Origin of the sequence: Flavobacterium frigidimaris (assembly GCF_002217275.1) — a bacterium.
GTDB lineage: Bacteria > Bacteroidota > Bacteroidia > Flavobacteriales > Flavobacteriaceae > Flavobacterium > Flavobacterium aquidurense.
The window spans coordinates 91,936-108,935 of sequence record NZ_MUGV01000020.1; the positions used below are offsets into that span (position 1 = coordinate 91,936).

15 protein-coding genes are annotated in these 17,000 nt (G+C 34.4%); 14 read left to right on the top strand and 1 reads right to left on the bottom strand.

Annotated elements, in window-relative coordinates; all coding sequences use genetic code 11:
• Nucleotides 1–19: 19 nt before the first annotated feature.
• The 14 genes from B0A65_RS12675 (at nt 20) to B0A65_RS12740 (ending at nt 15,662) form a co-directional block, all read left to right on the top strand.
• Nucleotides 20–1,438 (top strand): TolC family protein, encoded by a 1,419-nt coding sequence (locus B0A65_RS12675; RefSeq protein WP_074662374.1) that lies wholly within the window; start codon nt 20–22, stop codon nt 1,436–1,438.
• 602 nt (nt 1,439–2,040) lie between these two features.
• A complete protein-coding gene (locus tag B0A65_RS12680; RefSeq protein ID WP_074661928.1) occupies nt 2,041–2,421 on the top strand; it encodes a DoxX family protein in 381 nt (126 codons plus the stop codon).
• Nucleotides 2,422–2,432: 11 nt separating this feature from the next.
• Nucleotides 2,433–2,615 carry a hypothetical protein gene (locus B0A65_RS12685; protein ID WP_074661930.1) on the top strand — a complete coding sequence of 61 codons (183 nt, stop codon included), beginning with the start codon at nt 2,433–2,435 and terminating at the stop codon, nt 2,613–2,615.
• Nucleotides 2,616–2,919: 304 nt separating this feature from the next.
• Nucleotides 2,920–3,306 carry a VOC family protein gene (locus B0A65_RS12690; RefSeq protein ID WP_074661933.1) on the top strand — a complete coding sequence of 129 codons (387 nt, stop codon included), beginning with the start codon at nt 2,920–2,922 and terminating at the stop codon, nt 3,304–3,306.
• Between the two features lie 9 nt (nt 3,307–3,315).
• Nucleotides 3,316–3,825 (top strand): DinB family protein, encoded by a 510-nt coding sequence (locus B0A65_RS12695; RefSeq protein WP_074661934.1) that lies wholly within the window; start codon nt 3,316–3,318, stop codon nt 3,823–3,825.
• Nucleotides 3,826–3,860: 35 nt separating this feature from the next.
• On the top strand, nt 3,861–4,328 hold the full coding sequence (locus tag B0A65_RS12700; RefSeq protein ID WP_074661937.1) for a DUF1440 domain-containing protein: 468 nt from the start codon (nt 3,861–3,863) through the stop codon (nt 4,326–4,328).
• Between the two features lie 569 nt (nt 4,329–4,897).
• The gene (locus tag B0A65_RS12705) at nt 4,898–5,977 is read left to right on the top strand and encodes a glycoside hydrolase family 130 protein (protein WP_074661940.1); all 1,080 of its coding nucleotides are present in this window, start codon (nt 4,898–4,900) and stop codon (nt 5,975–5,977) included.
• Nucleotides 5,958–8,228, top strand: a complete 2,271-nt coding sequence (locus B0A65_RS12710) for a glycosyltransferase (RefSeq protein WP_074661942.1) — start codon at nt 5,958–5,960, stop codon at nt 8,226–8,228. Before B0A65_RS12705 ends, B0A65_RS12710 begins: the two co-directional genes overlap by 20 nt.
• 272 nt (nt 8,229–8,500) lie before the next feature.
• Nucleotides 8,501–9,262, top strand: coding sequence for an MlaE family ABC transporter permease (locus B0A65_RS12715; RefSeq protein ID WP_074661944.1), 762 nt, complete (start codon nt 8,501–8,503; stop codon nt 9,260–9,262).
• Nucleotides 9,262–10,041, top strand: coding sequence for an ABC transporter ATP-binding protein (locus tag B0A65_RS12720; protein WP_074661946.1), 780 nt, complete (start codon nt 9,262–9,264; stop codon nt 10,039–10,041). Before B0A65_RS12715 ends, B0A65_RS12720 begins: the two co-directional genes overlap by 1 nt.
• 26 nt (nt 10,042–10,067) lie before the next feature.
• Nucleotides 10,068–10,946, top strand: a complete 879-nt coding sequence (locus B0A65_RS12725) for an MlaD family protein (protein WP_074661949.1) — start codon at nt 10,068–10,070, stop codon at nt 10,944–10,946.
• Between the two features lie 174 nt (nt 10,947–11,120).
• Nucleotides 11,121–13,934 carry an AsmA family protein gene (locus B0A65_RS12730; protein ID WP_074661951.1) on the top strand — a complete coding sequence of 938 codons (2,814 nt, stop codon included), beginning with the start codon at nt 11,121–11,123 and terminating at the stop codon, nt 13,932–13,934.
• Between the two features lies 1 nt (nt 13,935).
• Nucleotides 13,936–14,466, top strand: coding sequence for a low affinity iron permease family protein (locus B0A65_RS12735; protein WP_074661954.1), 531 nt, complete (start codon nt 13,936–13,938; stop codon nt 14,464–14,466).
• Entirely contained in the window at nt 14,463–15,662 is a 1,200-nt protein-coding gene (locus B0A65_RS12740) for an NAD(P)/FAD-dependent oxidoreductase (RefSeq protein WP_074661957.1), read from the top strand. The genes B0A65_RS12735 and B0A65_RS12740 overlap by 4 nt, the downstream gene beginning before the upstream one ends.
• Before the next feature lie 106 nt (nt 15,663–15,768).
• On the opposite strand, the gene B0A65_RS12745 is transcribed toward B0A65_RS12740, so the two are convergent.
• Nucleotides 15,769–16,803: a helix-turn-helix domain-containing protein gene (locus B0A65_RS12745; RefSeq protein ID WP_074661960.1), complete on the bottom strand. Its 1,035-nt coding sequence runs from the start codon at nt 16,801–16,803 to the stop codon at nt 15,769–15,771.
• Nucleotides 16,804–17,000 lie beyond the last annotated feature (197 nt).

Below are 17,000 nucleotides of genomic sequence, written 5' to 3' on the forward strand. Positions count from 1 at the left end.
TTTAATGACAACTTATAAAATGAAAAAGTATATAACCAAAATCGTGATGGTCGCTATTTTGATCACCACATTGATATCCTGTTCTGTTTCGAAGGATATTGAAACTCCAAAAGATGCACTTCCTGAGAATTTCAGGAATGCATCGGTTTCAAAAGATACGACGAGTATTGCCGATTTGGAGTGGAAAAACTTCTTTACAGAGAAAGATATTATCAAGCTTATTGACAGTGCGGTAGTTCGAAATAACGATTTACAAATCGCTACCAAAAACATTGAAATTGCACAATATCGATTCACACAATCAAAATGGAATAATGTTCCTCAGATAAATTTGGGTGTTACTGCAAGTACCAGCAATCCGTCAGACAATAGTTTTACGGGGAAAAACCTGGGTCAGGCTTTAGGGCAAAATCACATTAATGATTTTACAGCCGGAGCAACGCTTTCATGGGAAGCTGATATTTGGGGAAAAATCAAGAATCAGAAAAAAGGCGCTTTTGCTGAATATCTTCAATCTGAAGAGGTAAAAAAAGCATTGCAAACCACTATTGTTGCCGATGTTTCTAAAGGATATTACAATCTTTTGATGTTGGATGCACAATTGGAAATTGCCAGACAAACCCTAAAACTGAATGATAGTACAACCAGTATCATCAAATTAAAATATGATGCCGGACAAGTTACTTCATTAGCTATTCAACAATCGGAAGCGCAGAAATTAAACTCAGCGCAATTGATTCCGCTATTGGAACAAAACATTGCTATCCAGGAAAATGCTTTGAGTGTATTGACAGGATCTTTCCCTGATTCAAAACAAAGAACGATTCGTTTGAGCACTATTGCTGTAAAAAACAATGCCGCTGTCGGAATTCCGTCATCCTTAGTAAGCAGAAGACCGGATGTAAAAAGTGCCGAATTGGCTTTAAAAGTAGCTAATGCCAATGTCGGAATCACAAAAGCCGATTTTTATCCAGCCTTGAGAATTACGGCGCAAGGTGGTGTGAATTCATTCGAAGCAAGCAATTGGTTTACTATTCCGGCTTCATTATTCGGAACGGTTGCCGGAGGTTTAACGCAGCCTTTATTGAACAATAAAAGAATAAGAACACAGTATAATATTGCTGTTGTTGAAAGAGAAAAGGCGGTTATCAATTTCAGACAATCTGTTTTAGTAGCCGTTAGTGAAGTTGCAGATGCTTTGGTTGCTGTTGAAAAATTACAACAACAAGAAGCTTTCTTGCAAGAACGCGTAAAAACGCTGCAACAAGCAATTAAAAATGCCAATCTGTTATTCAAAAACGGAATGGCAGAATACCTTGAAGTACTTTCTGCGCAGGCAAGTTTATTGCAAAGCGAATTAGAGTTAGCTGATATAAAAAGAGCACAACTTTCTGCCAATACCGAGTTATATCGCGCATTGGGTGGTGGTTGGAGATAATACCCGTTTTAATTATTTATTTGAGATGACGCTGTGAGACTTCGGTTTTGCAGCGTTTTTTTTTGACTTAACCGCAAGGGGCGCTAAGGGTTTACGCAATGTTCGCAAAGTTTTATTTTGGATACTGTCGATAATGGAACACGGATGACGCGGTTTTTGGCGGATTCTTTGTTTATCTTTTATTGCTTTCATAGGTTATCGCCATTTTTGTCATCCCGAGGAACGAGGGATCCCCGCGAGTAGCTCGACAAAGATTGGCGATTTTGATTGTGGAGTTTCTTGCGGGGATCCCTCGTCCCTCGGGATGACAAACTGTGTGGTTACTGTGTTAAAAAAAAACTCTCGCAGATTCTGCAGATCCAGCAGATTTTGTGCTTCTTTCATCAATATTCTATATTCTATTCTCTTGCTTCTTGTTTCTTGCCTCTATTCTCTATATTCTATATTCTATTCTCTCCTCATAAAACTGAAAACCGGGACTGAAAACTACCAAATGTCCCAAATGCCCCTAAAATAGTCGTAAATAACTATTCCGTAAGAAAAATAACATTAGTAGATTTGTATTAAATAATTAACTGATAACTATTTAAAACAAAAACCACATGAAAAAAGCAAAGATTATTTTCTGGATTACTACAATTATTATTTTCCTGTTTGAAGGTGTTATGCCGGCCTTGACTTCTCAATCTGAAATGGCTAAAGAGGGAATTCGACATTTAGGTTACCCGGAATATTTTGGGAATGCTTTAGTTGTCTTTAAAATTTTAGGTGTTTTAGTTCTGGTAATTCCACAGATTCCTAAGAACGTTAAAGAATGGGCTTATGCCGGATTTGGTTTTGATTTCATATTTGCGTCTATAAGCCATTTTGCTGTTGACGGAATTAATTTTCAATCTTTCTTCCCACTTATCTTTCTAGTGATTCTGGCTATATCGTATCATTATTATCATAAAATCGAACGCTATAAAAATATTGCGTTATAAACTTTTAGGCGATGATAGAAGTTTTCAAAACAAATGTTCAGGAAGTCGAGCAGTCTATTGTGATTGTGGGGAAACTTCTTGAGCATTTTCCAAACAGTGCTATCAATTTTGACTTGGAAGATTGTGATAAAATCCTGCGCATTCATGGTGCTTCCATTTCACATAAAAAAATTATCGAACTTCTTGATTCGTAGGGATTTCATTGCGAAGTGCTTTTGTGACAAAAACATAATCATTTGATTATAATTCATTTTAACACATAGAAACATAGCGCTTAGGAATCTTAAAAAGTCATTTCACTAGTATAAAGACACATTAACTATGTAGTAACAACTAGTTTTTTTGTTGCCTTTTTTATATATAAAATCTATATTTCTATGTGTTTAGATTTTTTTAAAAAAAATTAAAGCTAACAGATCAAAACATAATCATTTGATTTTTAAATATTTAATTTAAAATTGTAAATTTGGGTAATCGCTAATCATCAAATCACAAAAAATGAATATTCCAAAAAACCATCAAACGATAATGCCATATCTAATTTTAGATGGTGCATTACAATTTATCGACTTCACAAAAAACGTTTTTAATGCTACTATTTTACACGCACCTCAATTGCGCGATGACGGAACTGCATTGCATGCTGAAATTAATATTCACGGTAGCACTATTATGTTTGCCGATACCGCTAACGATTGGAAACCGCAAACGGCAAACTTATTTGTCTATGTTCCGAATGCCGACGAAAGTTTCAAAAAAGCATTAGAGGAAGGCGCAACAGAATTGATGGGATTAAGCGATCAGGAATATGGCCGTACTTGCGGCGTAACAGATCCTTTTGGAAATGTCTGGTGGATCACATCAGTAAATGAATTCACAATTTAAATCAAAAAGATGAAAACAACACTTCAAACCAACATTGTCGAAACATTCAAAAATTTAAGCGAAATCCATTCTAAGTTTTCTGAAACCGAGTTGAATACGGTTCCTTATGAAGGAAGCTGGACGGCAGGACAAACCACGCAACATATTCTTAAGGCCTGTTCTGGGTATGCAGCATTATTTCTGGGAAAAACAGAAGAAACTACCCGCACACCTGATTTGTACATTAAAGATATTGAAGCGCTGTTTTTGAACTTCAACATAAAAATGAACGCTCCAGATTATTTATTACCTGAAATTATCGATTACAATAAAGGTGAGCAAACATTGGAACTTCTTAATAAAGAAGCTGATTTACTTACATTATCGGCAATCCACGATTTAACCCTGACTTGTCTTGACTCTCAGGTTCCCGGATTTGAAAAATTTACTATTTTGGAATGGCTTTCTTTCGCACTTATCCACACGCAAAGACATACGCATCAATTGAATGAGATTTATAAAATAGTGAACAAAATATAACACCAAAACTTTCAAAACCAAACCTCAAACCACATATGAAATCAAAAAACGGAACAATTTTTTTATCTGGTTTAATTGCCGGCACGCTCGACATGCTTGCTGCAATTATAGTTTATGCCGTTGTCTTGCAAAAAACGACTGCTATTAAAATCCTTCAATCCATAGCTTCCGGGATATTTAAAAAAGATGCCTATTCCGGCGGATCACAAATGGCGCTGTATGGATTATTATTACATTATTTGATAGCGTTGACCTTTGCCTGGTTTTATTTTACTATCTATCCGTACTTCACTTTTCTAAAAAAGAATACTTTATTATCCGGCATTTTATATGGCATTTTTGTTTGGATCATAATGAATCTGGTAGTTTTACCAACAGTATTTCCTGTTCTACCCGAAAAACATCTTGATTTTCCTCTATTTCTTTCTATTATAATTTTGATATTTTGCATCGGAATTCCAATTGCCTTTATTACAAAGAAGCATTATTCGCTACGTCATTAGGAGTTGTCAGTCGCAGTTTTCAGTGGCAGTTTTCAGTGGCAGTTTTCAGTGGCAGTCACAGTAGACCGTGAAAACTGAGACTGTTGAAAAGTTTGTAGTCACAGTCGCAGTTTTCAGTCGCAGTCACAGTAGACCGTGAAAACTGAGACTGTTGAAAAGTGTACAGTCACAGTCGGAGTAAACAGTGAAATCTGAGACTGTTGAAAAGTTTGCAGTCACAGTCGCAGTAAACAGTGAAAACTGAGACTGTAAACTGCCACTGAAAACTAAGACTGAGACTGCGACTAAAAACCTGAAGCGTAAAACTTACAGATATAAAAATTTTACTATCAAAAAAAGCGAAACTAATAATCTGGTTTCGCTTTTTTTATGAATAGTATAAAAGGTTTTAATATTAACATTTATTTGGTATTGCAATACTCTATTAGTCAGTTTTTTACATTAATTTTATAATCCCCCTCTTCTTATTATATAATTCCCACATCTATCCTTTTGAGTCAATTTTTTGATCGATTGGATCAATTATGCCTGTATTCGTAAAGTAATTTTATCTTATAAAACAGAAACATATGGAATTAGCAGCAACGGAAACCATTATAGCTACAAAACTCGGCGTGATTTTAGAAAAGACAGATCTTGCTTTTGAGGAATTGGGCGTTTTAAATCCGGCAATTTACCAAGATGGAAATACAGTACACATTTTTTACAGAGCTGCTAAAAGGGGAAATTTTTCAACTATAGGATATTGTCGATTTGAAGGTCCGACTACTCTGGTTGAAAGACATACTGAACCGATTTTTGTACCAGAATATATTTATGAAATTCACGGTGTCGAAGATCCGCGTATCACAAAAATTGATGATACTTTTTATATGACGTATGTTACTTATGACGGTATAAATGCCAGTGGCGCTTTGGCTACATCAAAAGACCTCGTTAAGTTTAAAAAGAAAGGAATTATAACGCCAAAGTTTTTATTACATGATTTTACAAATTATATTAAAAATCATTTACAGAATTCCAGCGTTGCAAAAATAGTAGCTGTTAATACAGCAAGAAACTATCCTTTGACGCATACAATGAAAGAGCATCTATTGGTTTGGGATAAGAATGTGGTGCTTTTTCCGAAGAAAATAAATGGAAAATTTGTGGGTTTACACCGATTATTTCCATCCATTCAAATTTTCTCTTATGAGAAAAAAAGTGAATTGACACCAGAATATTGGAAAACGTATTTAGAGAATCTTCCTGATTATGTAGTATTGGAACCTAAGTACGAACATGAAACAAGTCATATTGGTCCGGGAGCTCCTCCTATTGAAACTAAAGACGGATGGTTGTTAATTTATCACTCAGCAGAAAAAAGAGAAAAAGGATTGGTTTATCATGCTTCGGCAGTTTTATTAGACCTTGAAAATCCGCAGAAAGTTATAGGCCGATTGCCAAAACCAATTATTACGCCTGCAGAATATTACGAACGACACGGTTATGTCAATTATGTGGTTTTCCCGACGGGGACAGCCATTTTTGAAGACCAATTATATATTTATTACGGTGCCGCCGATGACAAGATTGCGGTGGCCTCTTTGAACCTAAACGACTTATTAAACGAACTAAAACAGCATCCCAATGAAAACGATAACAAATAAATCGAAAATAGTTTTTCTATCAACATTTCCACCAACGCAATGTGGAATAGCTACTTATACGCAGGATACCATTAAAGGAATTACAGATGTTTTTGGTAAATCAGTAACTTGTGAAATTTGTGAATTGGTCAATGAGCCAAAGGTAAAACCAACACAAGCGTTTACTTTAAACACAAAAGATAAAGCCGAATATGCTAAAGTTGCCGAACAAATCAATAACGACAAATCGGTAAAACTGGTTCATATTCAACATGAATTTGGTTTATTTGGAGGAAATTATGGTGATTATTTGCTAGACTTTTTAAACGTAATCAAAAAACCGGTTACTTATACTTTTCATTCTGTTATTCAAAATCCGAATAATGAATTGAAAACCTTCGTAAAATTATTGTTGAGTTACAGTAATTCCGTTTTTGTAATGACGAATCAATCAAAAGAAATTTTGATGAGAGATTATGACATTGCTGAAGAAATTATTACTTGTGTACCACACGGAACTCACATTGTAATTTATGAAACTCCCGATCAGGCGAAACAAAAATTCGGTATTCAGGACAGAAAAGTACTTTCAACTTTTGGACTTTTAGGAGAAGGTAAAAATATTGAAACAGGACTTCAGGCTCTGCCTAAAATTATCGAAAAAGAACCAAATGTTTTGTATTTGGTTATCGGAAAAACACATCCAAATTTAATAAAAGATGGTGTTGATGCTTATCGTGACAAATTAGAAGGTATAGTGGCCGATTTAGGTTTAAAAGACAACGTACGTTTTATCAATGAGTATCTCGACACAAACGAACTTTTAGAATACTTACAGGCAACTGATGTTTATTTGTTTACTTCCAAAGATCCAAATCAGGCTGTAAGTGGCACTTTTTCTTATGCCATGAGTTGTGCCTGTCCAATGGTGGCTTCAAAAATTCCGCACACTTTAGAAGTGTTAACTTCAGATTGTGGAATTCTGGTTGATATCGGAAACGTAGATCAATTCTCAGAAGCAACAATCAAGTTACTTTCAGATGATAATTTGCGTAGAGAAATGGGAATTAACGCCTTTACAAAAACACGTGCCTCTTCCTGGGAAAATGTAGCGATTACACACATGAATACCTATAAAAGCTTAATGGAGAATACAGCCGAAATTAAATTTAGCTATCCTTCAATTCAGTTACGACATATCAAAAAATTAACTACCGATTTGGGAATCATTCAATTCAGTAAAATTTCAATTCCAGATCTTGAATCAGGTTATACTTTAGATGATAATGCAAGAGCTTTAATTGCTTTCTGCATGCATTATAAACTGACAAAAGACAAAGAGGATCTGCCTTATATTTTAATCTATCTTGATTTTATTGAGAGATGTCAACAACCAAAAGGAAATTTCATCAATTATGTCGATAAGGAAAACAGAGAACATATTGAACAAAATGCCGAGGTTAATTTGGAAGATTCAAATGCAAGAGGTTTATGGGCCTTAGGAACTGTAGTTTCAATGAGTGATATTTTACCTGAATCTATTTCTAAAAAAGCATCAAAAGTTTTATTGAATTCCTTAAAATGGGCAGAAACTATTCAGTCGCCACGTTCGATTGGTTTTGCAACAAAAGGACTTTATTTATATCATTCTACTATTCCTAATTTATATGTAGCAGCGATTATCAATAAATTGAATGCAAAATTGCTTTCTAACTATGAAATTCACGCTTCAAGTGATTGGAAATGGTTTGAAAATTATATGACATACGGAAATGGAATTTTGCCAGAATCAATGTTGTTTGCCTATTTAGTAACCAACAAGCCTATTTACAAGAAAGTAGCAATGGATTCATTGGACTTCTTAATGTCGAAAATGTTTATCAATAAAAACTTCAAAGTTATTTCTAATAATGGATGGCTGCACAGAGGTTCAGAAGCAAAAGAATATGGCGAACAGCCAATTGATGTGGCATACACCATTCATACGCTGAATTCGTTTTACGATGCTTTTGGAACGCCGGAATACAAACATAAAATGAAAACGGCCTTTAACTGGTTTTTAGGAAAAAATCACTTAAATCAAATGATGTATAATCCGGTAAGCGGTGGTGGTTATGATGGCCTTGAAAAAGAAAATGTAAACTTAAACCAGGGTGCAGAATCAACAGTATGTTATTTAACATCCCGATTAATAATGGAAAATCTTAAATTATCTGATACTAAAGTTATTCCGTTAATGAAATCAAATTCAGGTGTAGCAATTAACTCTTAATATCATAACGGCAATAAAACTGGCCAAAATGTTATAAACCCAGAAAATCCCTTTTTTTCGAAGAAGGGATTTTTTGTTTTTAAAAAGTTTTCAGTTAACGTTAATTCCTCACAATTATTGTGTTTTTCAATGTTAATTATATAAAGTTCCTACAAAGTTCTGTAATGGTGTTTCTTGGGTTTTAAGATAACTTTATTACTTGAAAATCAAGGTATAGTCAATTTTATAAAAAGCTGATATATAGCGGTTTTCAAACAAAAACAAGAACATCTATGATTCTCACTTTACGAAATACATTCACCGAAATAGGAAATGCAACCTTGTTTGCAAAGCAGTTTTTTAAGGAGGTTTTTGTTCCTCCTTATGAGGCCAAAGAGCTTTTGAAACAATGTTATGTTATTGGCTATAAGTCATTGCCATTAGTTGCGATAACAGGTTTTATTATGGGTTTGGTACTTACCTTACAATCCAGACCAACCTTAGTCAAATTTGGAGCAGAATCCTGGTTGCCCGGAATGGTTGCGCTTTCGCTGATAAGAGAAATTGCACCGGTAATTACGGCATTGATTTGTGCTGGAAAAATTTCTTCGGGAATTGGTGCCGAATTAGGTTCCATGAAAGTAACAGAACAAATCGATGCGATGGAAGTTTCCGCTATTAATCCTTATAATTACTTGGTTGTAACACGAATTTTAGCCTGCACTTTAATGGTTCCGTTATTAGTATTTTTTGCAGATGCTGTCGGAATTTTTGGAGGTTACATTGGGGTTAATATTCATGGCGATGTGAATTTATACCGATATATGACTCAAATTTTTCAATCACTCGAGTTTTTGGATCTGTTTCCAGCTACAATTAAAACATTTTTCTTCGGATTTTTTATCGGAATGATTGGATGTTATAAAGGATTTAATGCCGCAAATGGAACTGAAAGTGTAGGTAAAGCAGCAAATTCCGCAGTGGTAACGGCATCTTTAGCCATTTTTATTCTGGATATGGTCGCAGTTCAAATAACCGATTTATTTTTTGTGTAATGATTAAAGAGAAAGAAAATATAGAACCAAAAACAAAAGAAAAAGTCAAAACTCCTATGATTGAAATCAAGGATTTGCACAAAACTTTTGGTAAAGACAATAAGGTCTTACAAGGCGTAAACCTAACGGTCAATAAAGGCGAAGATTTAGTGATTTTAGGCCGTTCCGGTTCTGGAAAATCAGTTACAATCAAATGTATAGTAGGCTTGATTGAACCCGATAAAGGCGAAATTAAAGTGTTTAATGAAAATGTACTGAATCTGAGTAAAAAGGAATTAAACGAGATCAGAGTCCGCATTGGTTTTTTATTCCAAAGTGGTGCTTTATACGATTCCATGTCAGTTAGAGAAAATCTAGCTTTCACTTTAAAAAAACACAAAAGCGAATTGACGGTCGAAGAAGTTGAAAGTCAAGTAATGGAAGCTCTGGAAAACGTTGGATTAGGTGATGCAATTGACAAAATGCCCTCTGAATTATCGGGAGGAATGCAGAAAAGAATTGGCTTGGCCAGAACTTTAATTTTAAAGCCGGAAATTATTTTATACGACGAACCTACAACAGGTTTAGACACGATAACATCGAGAGAAATCAGCGAATTAATATTAGATATCAAACACAAGCAAAAAACGACCTCTATCATCATTACACACGATATGGCTTGTGCAAAACTCACAGCCGACCGAATTATGGTTTTGAAAGATGGTGCAATACACGCTGAAGGAACATACGAAGAACTAGAAAAAGACGAAGACGAATGGGTTCGCTCTTTTTTTGAATAAACCAAAAAAATAAATTATTAGAAATCATGGAGAAGCAATCTGGATATACTTGGAAATTAGGAATGTTTGTAACAATTGGCTCGCTGCTTTTTATACTGGCAGTTTACTTTATTGGAAAACAAAAAAACCTTTTTGGCTCGACATTCAACATTACATCCCAGTTTAAAACCGTAAGCGGTTTAGAAGTCGGAAACAATGTTCGTTTTTCAGGAATTAATATCGGAACAGTCGAAGAAATCAGGTTAATAAATGATTCGTCGGTAGTCGTTTCAATGGTTATAAAAGATGAAGTTAGAGAATTCATCAAAACAGATGCCCGCACCAGTATTGGTTCAGATGGATTAATGGGCGATAAAGTCTTAACTATTTCCCCAGGTGTAAAATCTACAAAGGAGATTGAAAACGGAGGAAAATTGGCTTCTATCCAGGGAATCGAAATGAATGACATTATGAAAAGTGTCAAAAAAAGCATGGATAACGTAGGCGTTATTTCTGAAGAATTAGCCATTTTTAGCCATAGTATGAATAACGGAAACGGAGCTTTGGCAAGATTGGTTCGTGATGATAAAATGGCCAATAGCGTTTCAAATACATTATCAAATTTAGAAAGCGGTACCAAAGGTTTTAGTGAAAATATGGAAGCGGCTAAAAGTAATTTCCTTTTTAAAGGTTATTTTAAAAAGAAAGAAAAAGAGAAAGAAAAACAAGCCGAAGAAGCCAAAGATAAAAAAGAAGAACAAGCTGAAAAAGCTGAAAAAGCGGCGAAAGATAAAGAACAAAAGGCGAAAGAAGATAAAGCCAAAGAGGAAAAGCAAAAAGAAGAAAAAGCCAAAGAGGACAAAGCTAAAGAAGAAAAACAAAAGGAAGCAGACGCCAAAAAAGCGGCTGATAAAGCTAAATCGTAATTTAGTTTCTTTCAACATAGAAACAAGATTTTTATGCTCATAAAAGAACTTTTCTAACACATAGCTCAGATGTTTTTAAAACAAGTAAAATGCCTTTTTAAACCCAAAAGACTATTTCTCAATACATTAAAAACAATCTCAATAAATGGATAATTAGAATTTAAAAAGATAGTCATGAAAGCCTCCTATAAAAATATAAGCCTTAAAATCCTGAAAATAGCAGGAATCGTAATAGCAAGTATCTTGCTATTATTGTTTTTAATCCCCTTACTATTTCCAGGAACTGTCGCATCCGAAGTAAAAAAAATCGCTAACGAACGTCTTGATACTAAAATGGATTTTTCGAAGTCCCGATTGTCTTTTTTTACCCATTTTCCATCACTAACAGTATCACTTGATGACTTATCAATGACGGGTTCAGCGCCTTTCAGAAACGATACTTTACTAAAAGCAGAACAAGTGGCTTTTGGTATTAATCTGAAACGATTAATTTTTGACAATGAAGTAAAAATCAACAAGCTATACGTTTCTAAAGCCATGATTAATATAATGGTCAATCAAAAAGGAGAAGCTAATTATAATATTTACATTTCTGATCCAAAAAATATAAAAAATCAAGACCAGCCAGAGGAAGGAACTGCGATTCGATTAGAACGCATCGACCTTGAAGATTGTCACGTTAAATACAATGACCGTTCGGCTAAAATTTTGGTTGATGCAAACGGTTTCAATTATGTTGGAAAAGGAAATCTGAGCGAAGATATTTTCGATTTAAGTACGGATGCTGATATTGATAAACTAGATTTTTATTATGACCGAACAGGCTATGTGAGAAGAAAAAAAGTTCATGCCGATTTAATTACCCGAATCAATACACATGCACTTTCCTTTATTCTGCAAAAAAACGAACTCCAAATCAATAAATTGCCTTTAAAATTTACGGGCTTATTCACCATTTTGAGAGATGGTTATAAAATCAATATTAAAGCTGCTTCAGAAAATACAACTGTCAAAGATTTATTATCGGTTATGCCACCTGAATATTTGACCTGGCTGGAAGAAACCGAAATTTCCGGGCGAAGTGATTTGCTCTTTACTTTTAAAGGAAATTATAATGTGGCAAAAAAACAAAAACCAAATTTAGCTTTCAATCTTAAAATTGATAAAGGCGCCATCAATTATCAAAATGCACCGGTTCCGCTGACTGATTTTAATATGGATTTAAATGCGTTATTGCCAGAGCTGGATCCTGAAAAATTAATAATCAATTTGAGAACTCTAAAATTTAAAGTTGGAGAAAAAGATTATTTCAACGCTTATTTACGCAGCAAAGGACTTACCGAAATGAATGTCGATGCCAGCGTAAAAGGAGCATTAGATCTTGCCGTTGTTGATGCCGCAATAGGTTTAAACACAATTGATTTAAGAGGTATTTTAAAAACAGACGTTAAAGCCAAGGGCTCTTTTAGTATGTCAAAAAAATTATTTCCTAAAACCATTGGCGGAATTTCTTTGCGTGAGGGCTGGCTAAAAACCGAATCCTATCCTAACCCTATTACCGATATTACGTTTGTTGCGAATGTACTAAACAAAGCAGGAACTTTTCAGGATTTAATTGTTGCCGTTGCGCCCGCTTCTTTTGTCTTTGAAGGAAACCCGATGTATGTAAATGCAACTTTATCAGATTACGGTGATTTGGCTTATAATGCTAAAATAAAAGGCGAATTGAACGTGGGTAGAATCTATCAGGTTTTCTCGAAAAAAGGACTTGATGTAACCGGATATGCCAAAGCCGATCTTTCCTTGATAGGAAGACAAAGTTATGCTACTACCGGGCAATATGATAAACTCGATAATCGCGGAACTCTCTTGTTGAGAAATATCAAAGCAACATCAGAATTATTTCCGAAGGCCTTCTTTATCAAACAGGGAAATTTCCGTTTTCAGAATGAGAAAATGTGGTTTGAAAAATTCAATGCTACTTACGGAAAATCTGATTTTGATATTAACGGTTATCTTCTGAATACCATAAATTATTTTCTCGAATCGCACGGAACTTTAAGTGGAAACTTCAACATGAAATCAAAACTGATTAATGTTGATGAATTTATGGCGCTTGAAAAAGGCGAAAATAAAGACCGCAACCTCGAAGTAGAATATGCTAAAGAAGATCATCCAAAAATGAGCGGGGTTGTTATTATTCCGAAAAACTTAAATGTCGCGCTTACTGCAAATGCGGATAAAGTCGAATATAAGGGACTTGTTTTAAATAAACTTTCAGGTAAAGTCGGAATTGCAAAAGGCGGTTTCTTTTTAGATAACGCCACTTTTAATATCATCGATTGTATTTTAGGAATCAATGCTTCTTATAAAGACGAAACGCCAACTTCGGCACATTTTGATGCACATTTTACAGCTAAAGATTTTAGTGTACAAAGAGCCTACAAAGAAATTCCGATGTTTCATGATATGGTGACAGTAGCCGAAAAAGCACAGGGAATTATTTCTGTTGATTATACCGTTAAAGGAGATTTAAACGGAAATATGGGACCAATTTACGAATCTCTCGAAGGTGGCGGGACTATAGATTTACGTGATGTTCAGGTTAAAGGTCTAAAATTATTTGATGGAATTAGTTCGCAAACAGGACAAAAAGGTTTAGACAATCCTGATATGAAAGGAATTCAGGTTAAATCTACAATCGATAATAATTTAATTCATATCGAGCCCTTTACCTTTAGTGTGGCCAGTTTTAGACCCACAATAAAAGGTACAACAAGTTTTGACGGATTATTAGATTTAAGAATGCGATTGGGATTGCCACCGTTTGGAATTATTGGTTTTCCAATTGTCATAACGGGAACCCATGATGAACCAAAAATAAAAGTTTTTAGTAAAACAGGACAAAAAATAGATGATGCCGTTTATGACGAAAAAAATAACAAAGTCATACGGGAAGAAAAAGTAAGCAAACAAAAAGTTAAATAAAATGGAAAAGAAAAAACCAAAAGGCGCTAGTGCCTTCGAAAAATTCGCAACCAATGTTTCAAAAGCTGCAGGAAGCACACCAGCTTTTATTGGTGCTTTTTTACTTGTTGTGATTTGGGCAGCTTCAGGGCCAATTTTTAATTATTCTGAGACCTGGCAATTGGTAATTAATACCGGAACGACAATTATCACTTTCCTTATGGTTTTTTTAATTCAGAAAGCGCAAAATAAAGATTCGCTTGCTATTCAATTAAAACTAAATGAACTAGTGGCTTCAAATGAATATTCAAGCAACAGCTTGGTAGACATTGAAAGTATGACCGAAGAAGAAATGATTATTGTTCAAAAATATTACCACAGACTTAGTGACCTGGCCAAAAAAGATGAAAGTATAAGAACTTCACATTCAATCGCTGAAGCACAGGATCAGCACGAAAGAAAAGACAAAAACAGAAGCCAGCTAAAATCTGCTAAAAGAACTACTGAACCTGCAAAACCTGTCAAAGCTGCAAAAAAGCCAACTAAGAAATGAAACTTCGTTCAACAGAAACCTTCTGGCCTTTAAAAAGCGCCATGAAATACAGTTATCCGTCTATTGATCAGGATTTAAATACCGAAATTTTAATTATTGGCGGCGGAATAACAGGTGCTCTTATTGCTTATAAATTAATCAACGAAGGAAAAAAAGTTGTCCTTGTAGATCGTCGTGACATTTGCAACGGAAGCACCGCTGCAAGCACTGCGCTTCTACAATATGAAATTGATGTGCCTTTGCACGAACTTATAAAATTAAGAGGAGAAGAATGTGCTGTTGAAAGTTATAAAAATGGAAAACAAGCTATTTTTGATTTGCGAACGATAGTCGAAACCATTAAAAGCGACTGCCAGTTTGAGTTTAAAAAAAGCATTTATTATTGTTCTTATAAAAAGGATATACCTTATTTAAAACACGAATTCAAAACCCGAAAACAATATGGTTTTAATGTCAGCTGGCTTGAGAAATCTGATTTAAAAAAAATGGGATTAAATGCCATGGCAGCGATCGAATCGCAAACTGCCGCCGTTATGGATCCCTATCGCCTGGCGAATGATTTGCTACATTATTGTCAACAAAAAGGAATGCTAATTTTTGACCGCACCAATATTACCTCCATCCAAAATCAAACGAAAAAACTAATAGCGCATACTGAAAACAGGCATCTTATCTCTGCAAATCACATTATACATTGCAGCGGTTATGAAAGCACGGAAACACTAGCCGAAAAAGTAGTAGATCTTAAAAGTACGTATGTAATTGCTTCCGAAGCTTTGCCAGAAGTACCCAATTCCTTTAAAAATGCTATTTTCTGGGATACATCTGAGCCGTATTTTTACTTTCGCATCACAGCAGATAACCGCATTATTATGGGAGGTGGCGATGAAGAGTTTAAAGATCCTGTCAGGCGAGACAAATTACTACCTAAAAAAGAACAGTTTTTATTAAAACAATTTCAGAAAAAATTCCCTGATATTAATTTCAAAATCGATTATTCCTGGGCAGGAACTTTTGGAGAAACCCAGGACGGACTTCCGTATTTCGGAAAACCAAATCCGGATAAAAACGAACATTACGTTTTAGGTTTTGGCGGCAACGGAATAACCTTTAGCGTTTTAGGAATGAACTCTATATTGGATTCGCTTAATAATAAGAAGAATAAGGATTTGGAGTACTATAGGTTTGGAAGGTGATTAAAGGTTCTGAGGTACTAAGGTACTAAGATACTAAGATACTAAGATACTAAGGAGCTAAGAAAAAACCTTAGAATCTTAGTACCTCAGAATCTTAGCAACTTTTCTAAGCAGTAATAGCAAGCGGATTCAAATTAAATTTATACTCCTTAGGACTACAATTGAATTTTTGTTTGAAGATTTTTGAGAAGTAACTTCTGCTGGTAAAACCAATGCAGTATACTATTTCGGAGATATTTAAGTCAGAAGTTCTAATTAAAAGTTCTGCTTTTAAAACTCTCATATGGGTGATATAATCGTTTACCGTGCGGTTGTGAATCATTTTGAAACCTTCCTGTAATTTATTTGGAGAAAGACCAGATTTTTTACTCAATGATTTAATAGTAAAAGGCTCTTCCGGAGAGTTTTTTATAAATTCTGAAAGCTCTTTTATTTCTTCCATTTCTCTTAAAGTCAAACAATTTGCATCTTTTGAGAAAGCATTCAAATCGTCTGTATGTTGCTGAATTTCCATTGCTAAAATAATTCTCAGAATACCTTCTTTCAGTAATTTTCTAACAATTCCGGTTTGAGTTACAGCATTTAGTTGTTCTATTTTTTCAGCAATTTGAAGATTGTAAGAACCCAGATAAAAGAAATCCTCTGCATTATTATTTTCAAAAAAAGTTTCTTTCACCTTATCCCTCAATGAATTATCAAGAGCATAGAGTTGGTGGTCAGTAGCCTGAGTGCCAACAATAATCAAAGTGAATTTTGTATTCTTTTCTTTTTCAAAAAACAAAACATTATCCTGGTTTACTTTTGAGGTAGTAATAGCCGTTTGAAAAGTTTTAAACCTTCTCTCCTCTCCAGAAACTCCAAAACTATGTGACAAGCTTCCTTGTGAACAATAAGCAAAATAAATTGGTGATGACGCTACATTTGTAATATCAATTCGAACATCAACAGCAAAATTCATATCGAACTGTACATACGAAATATTATCATTGAAAGAAGCACCAATAATAGATCCTCTGGCAGTACTATTATTAATTTCTAAAGTAAATTCATCTAAATCAGAAGTTACCTTTCCTCCAAAATTAGAGTGTAACTGTTCAAAAATAGCGTCAATTTTTTCTGTATTAATAATAACTGTTTTCATGTTGCGTGTAATTAAATTGAGATTCAACGTTTTTAGATTTCAGTAAAAAAGAATTCAAAAAGTGATAGAATACCAGGAAATCCAGAACTTCAAAGTTCGTTTAGCAAGCCGCAAAAAATGTTATATAATTTTTCTAATTTGTTTTATAATTACTTATAAATGATTATTTTAACAGTTATTAATTTCGAGAACATCTA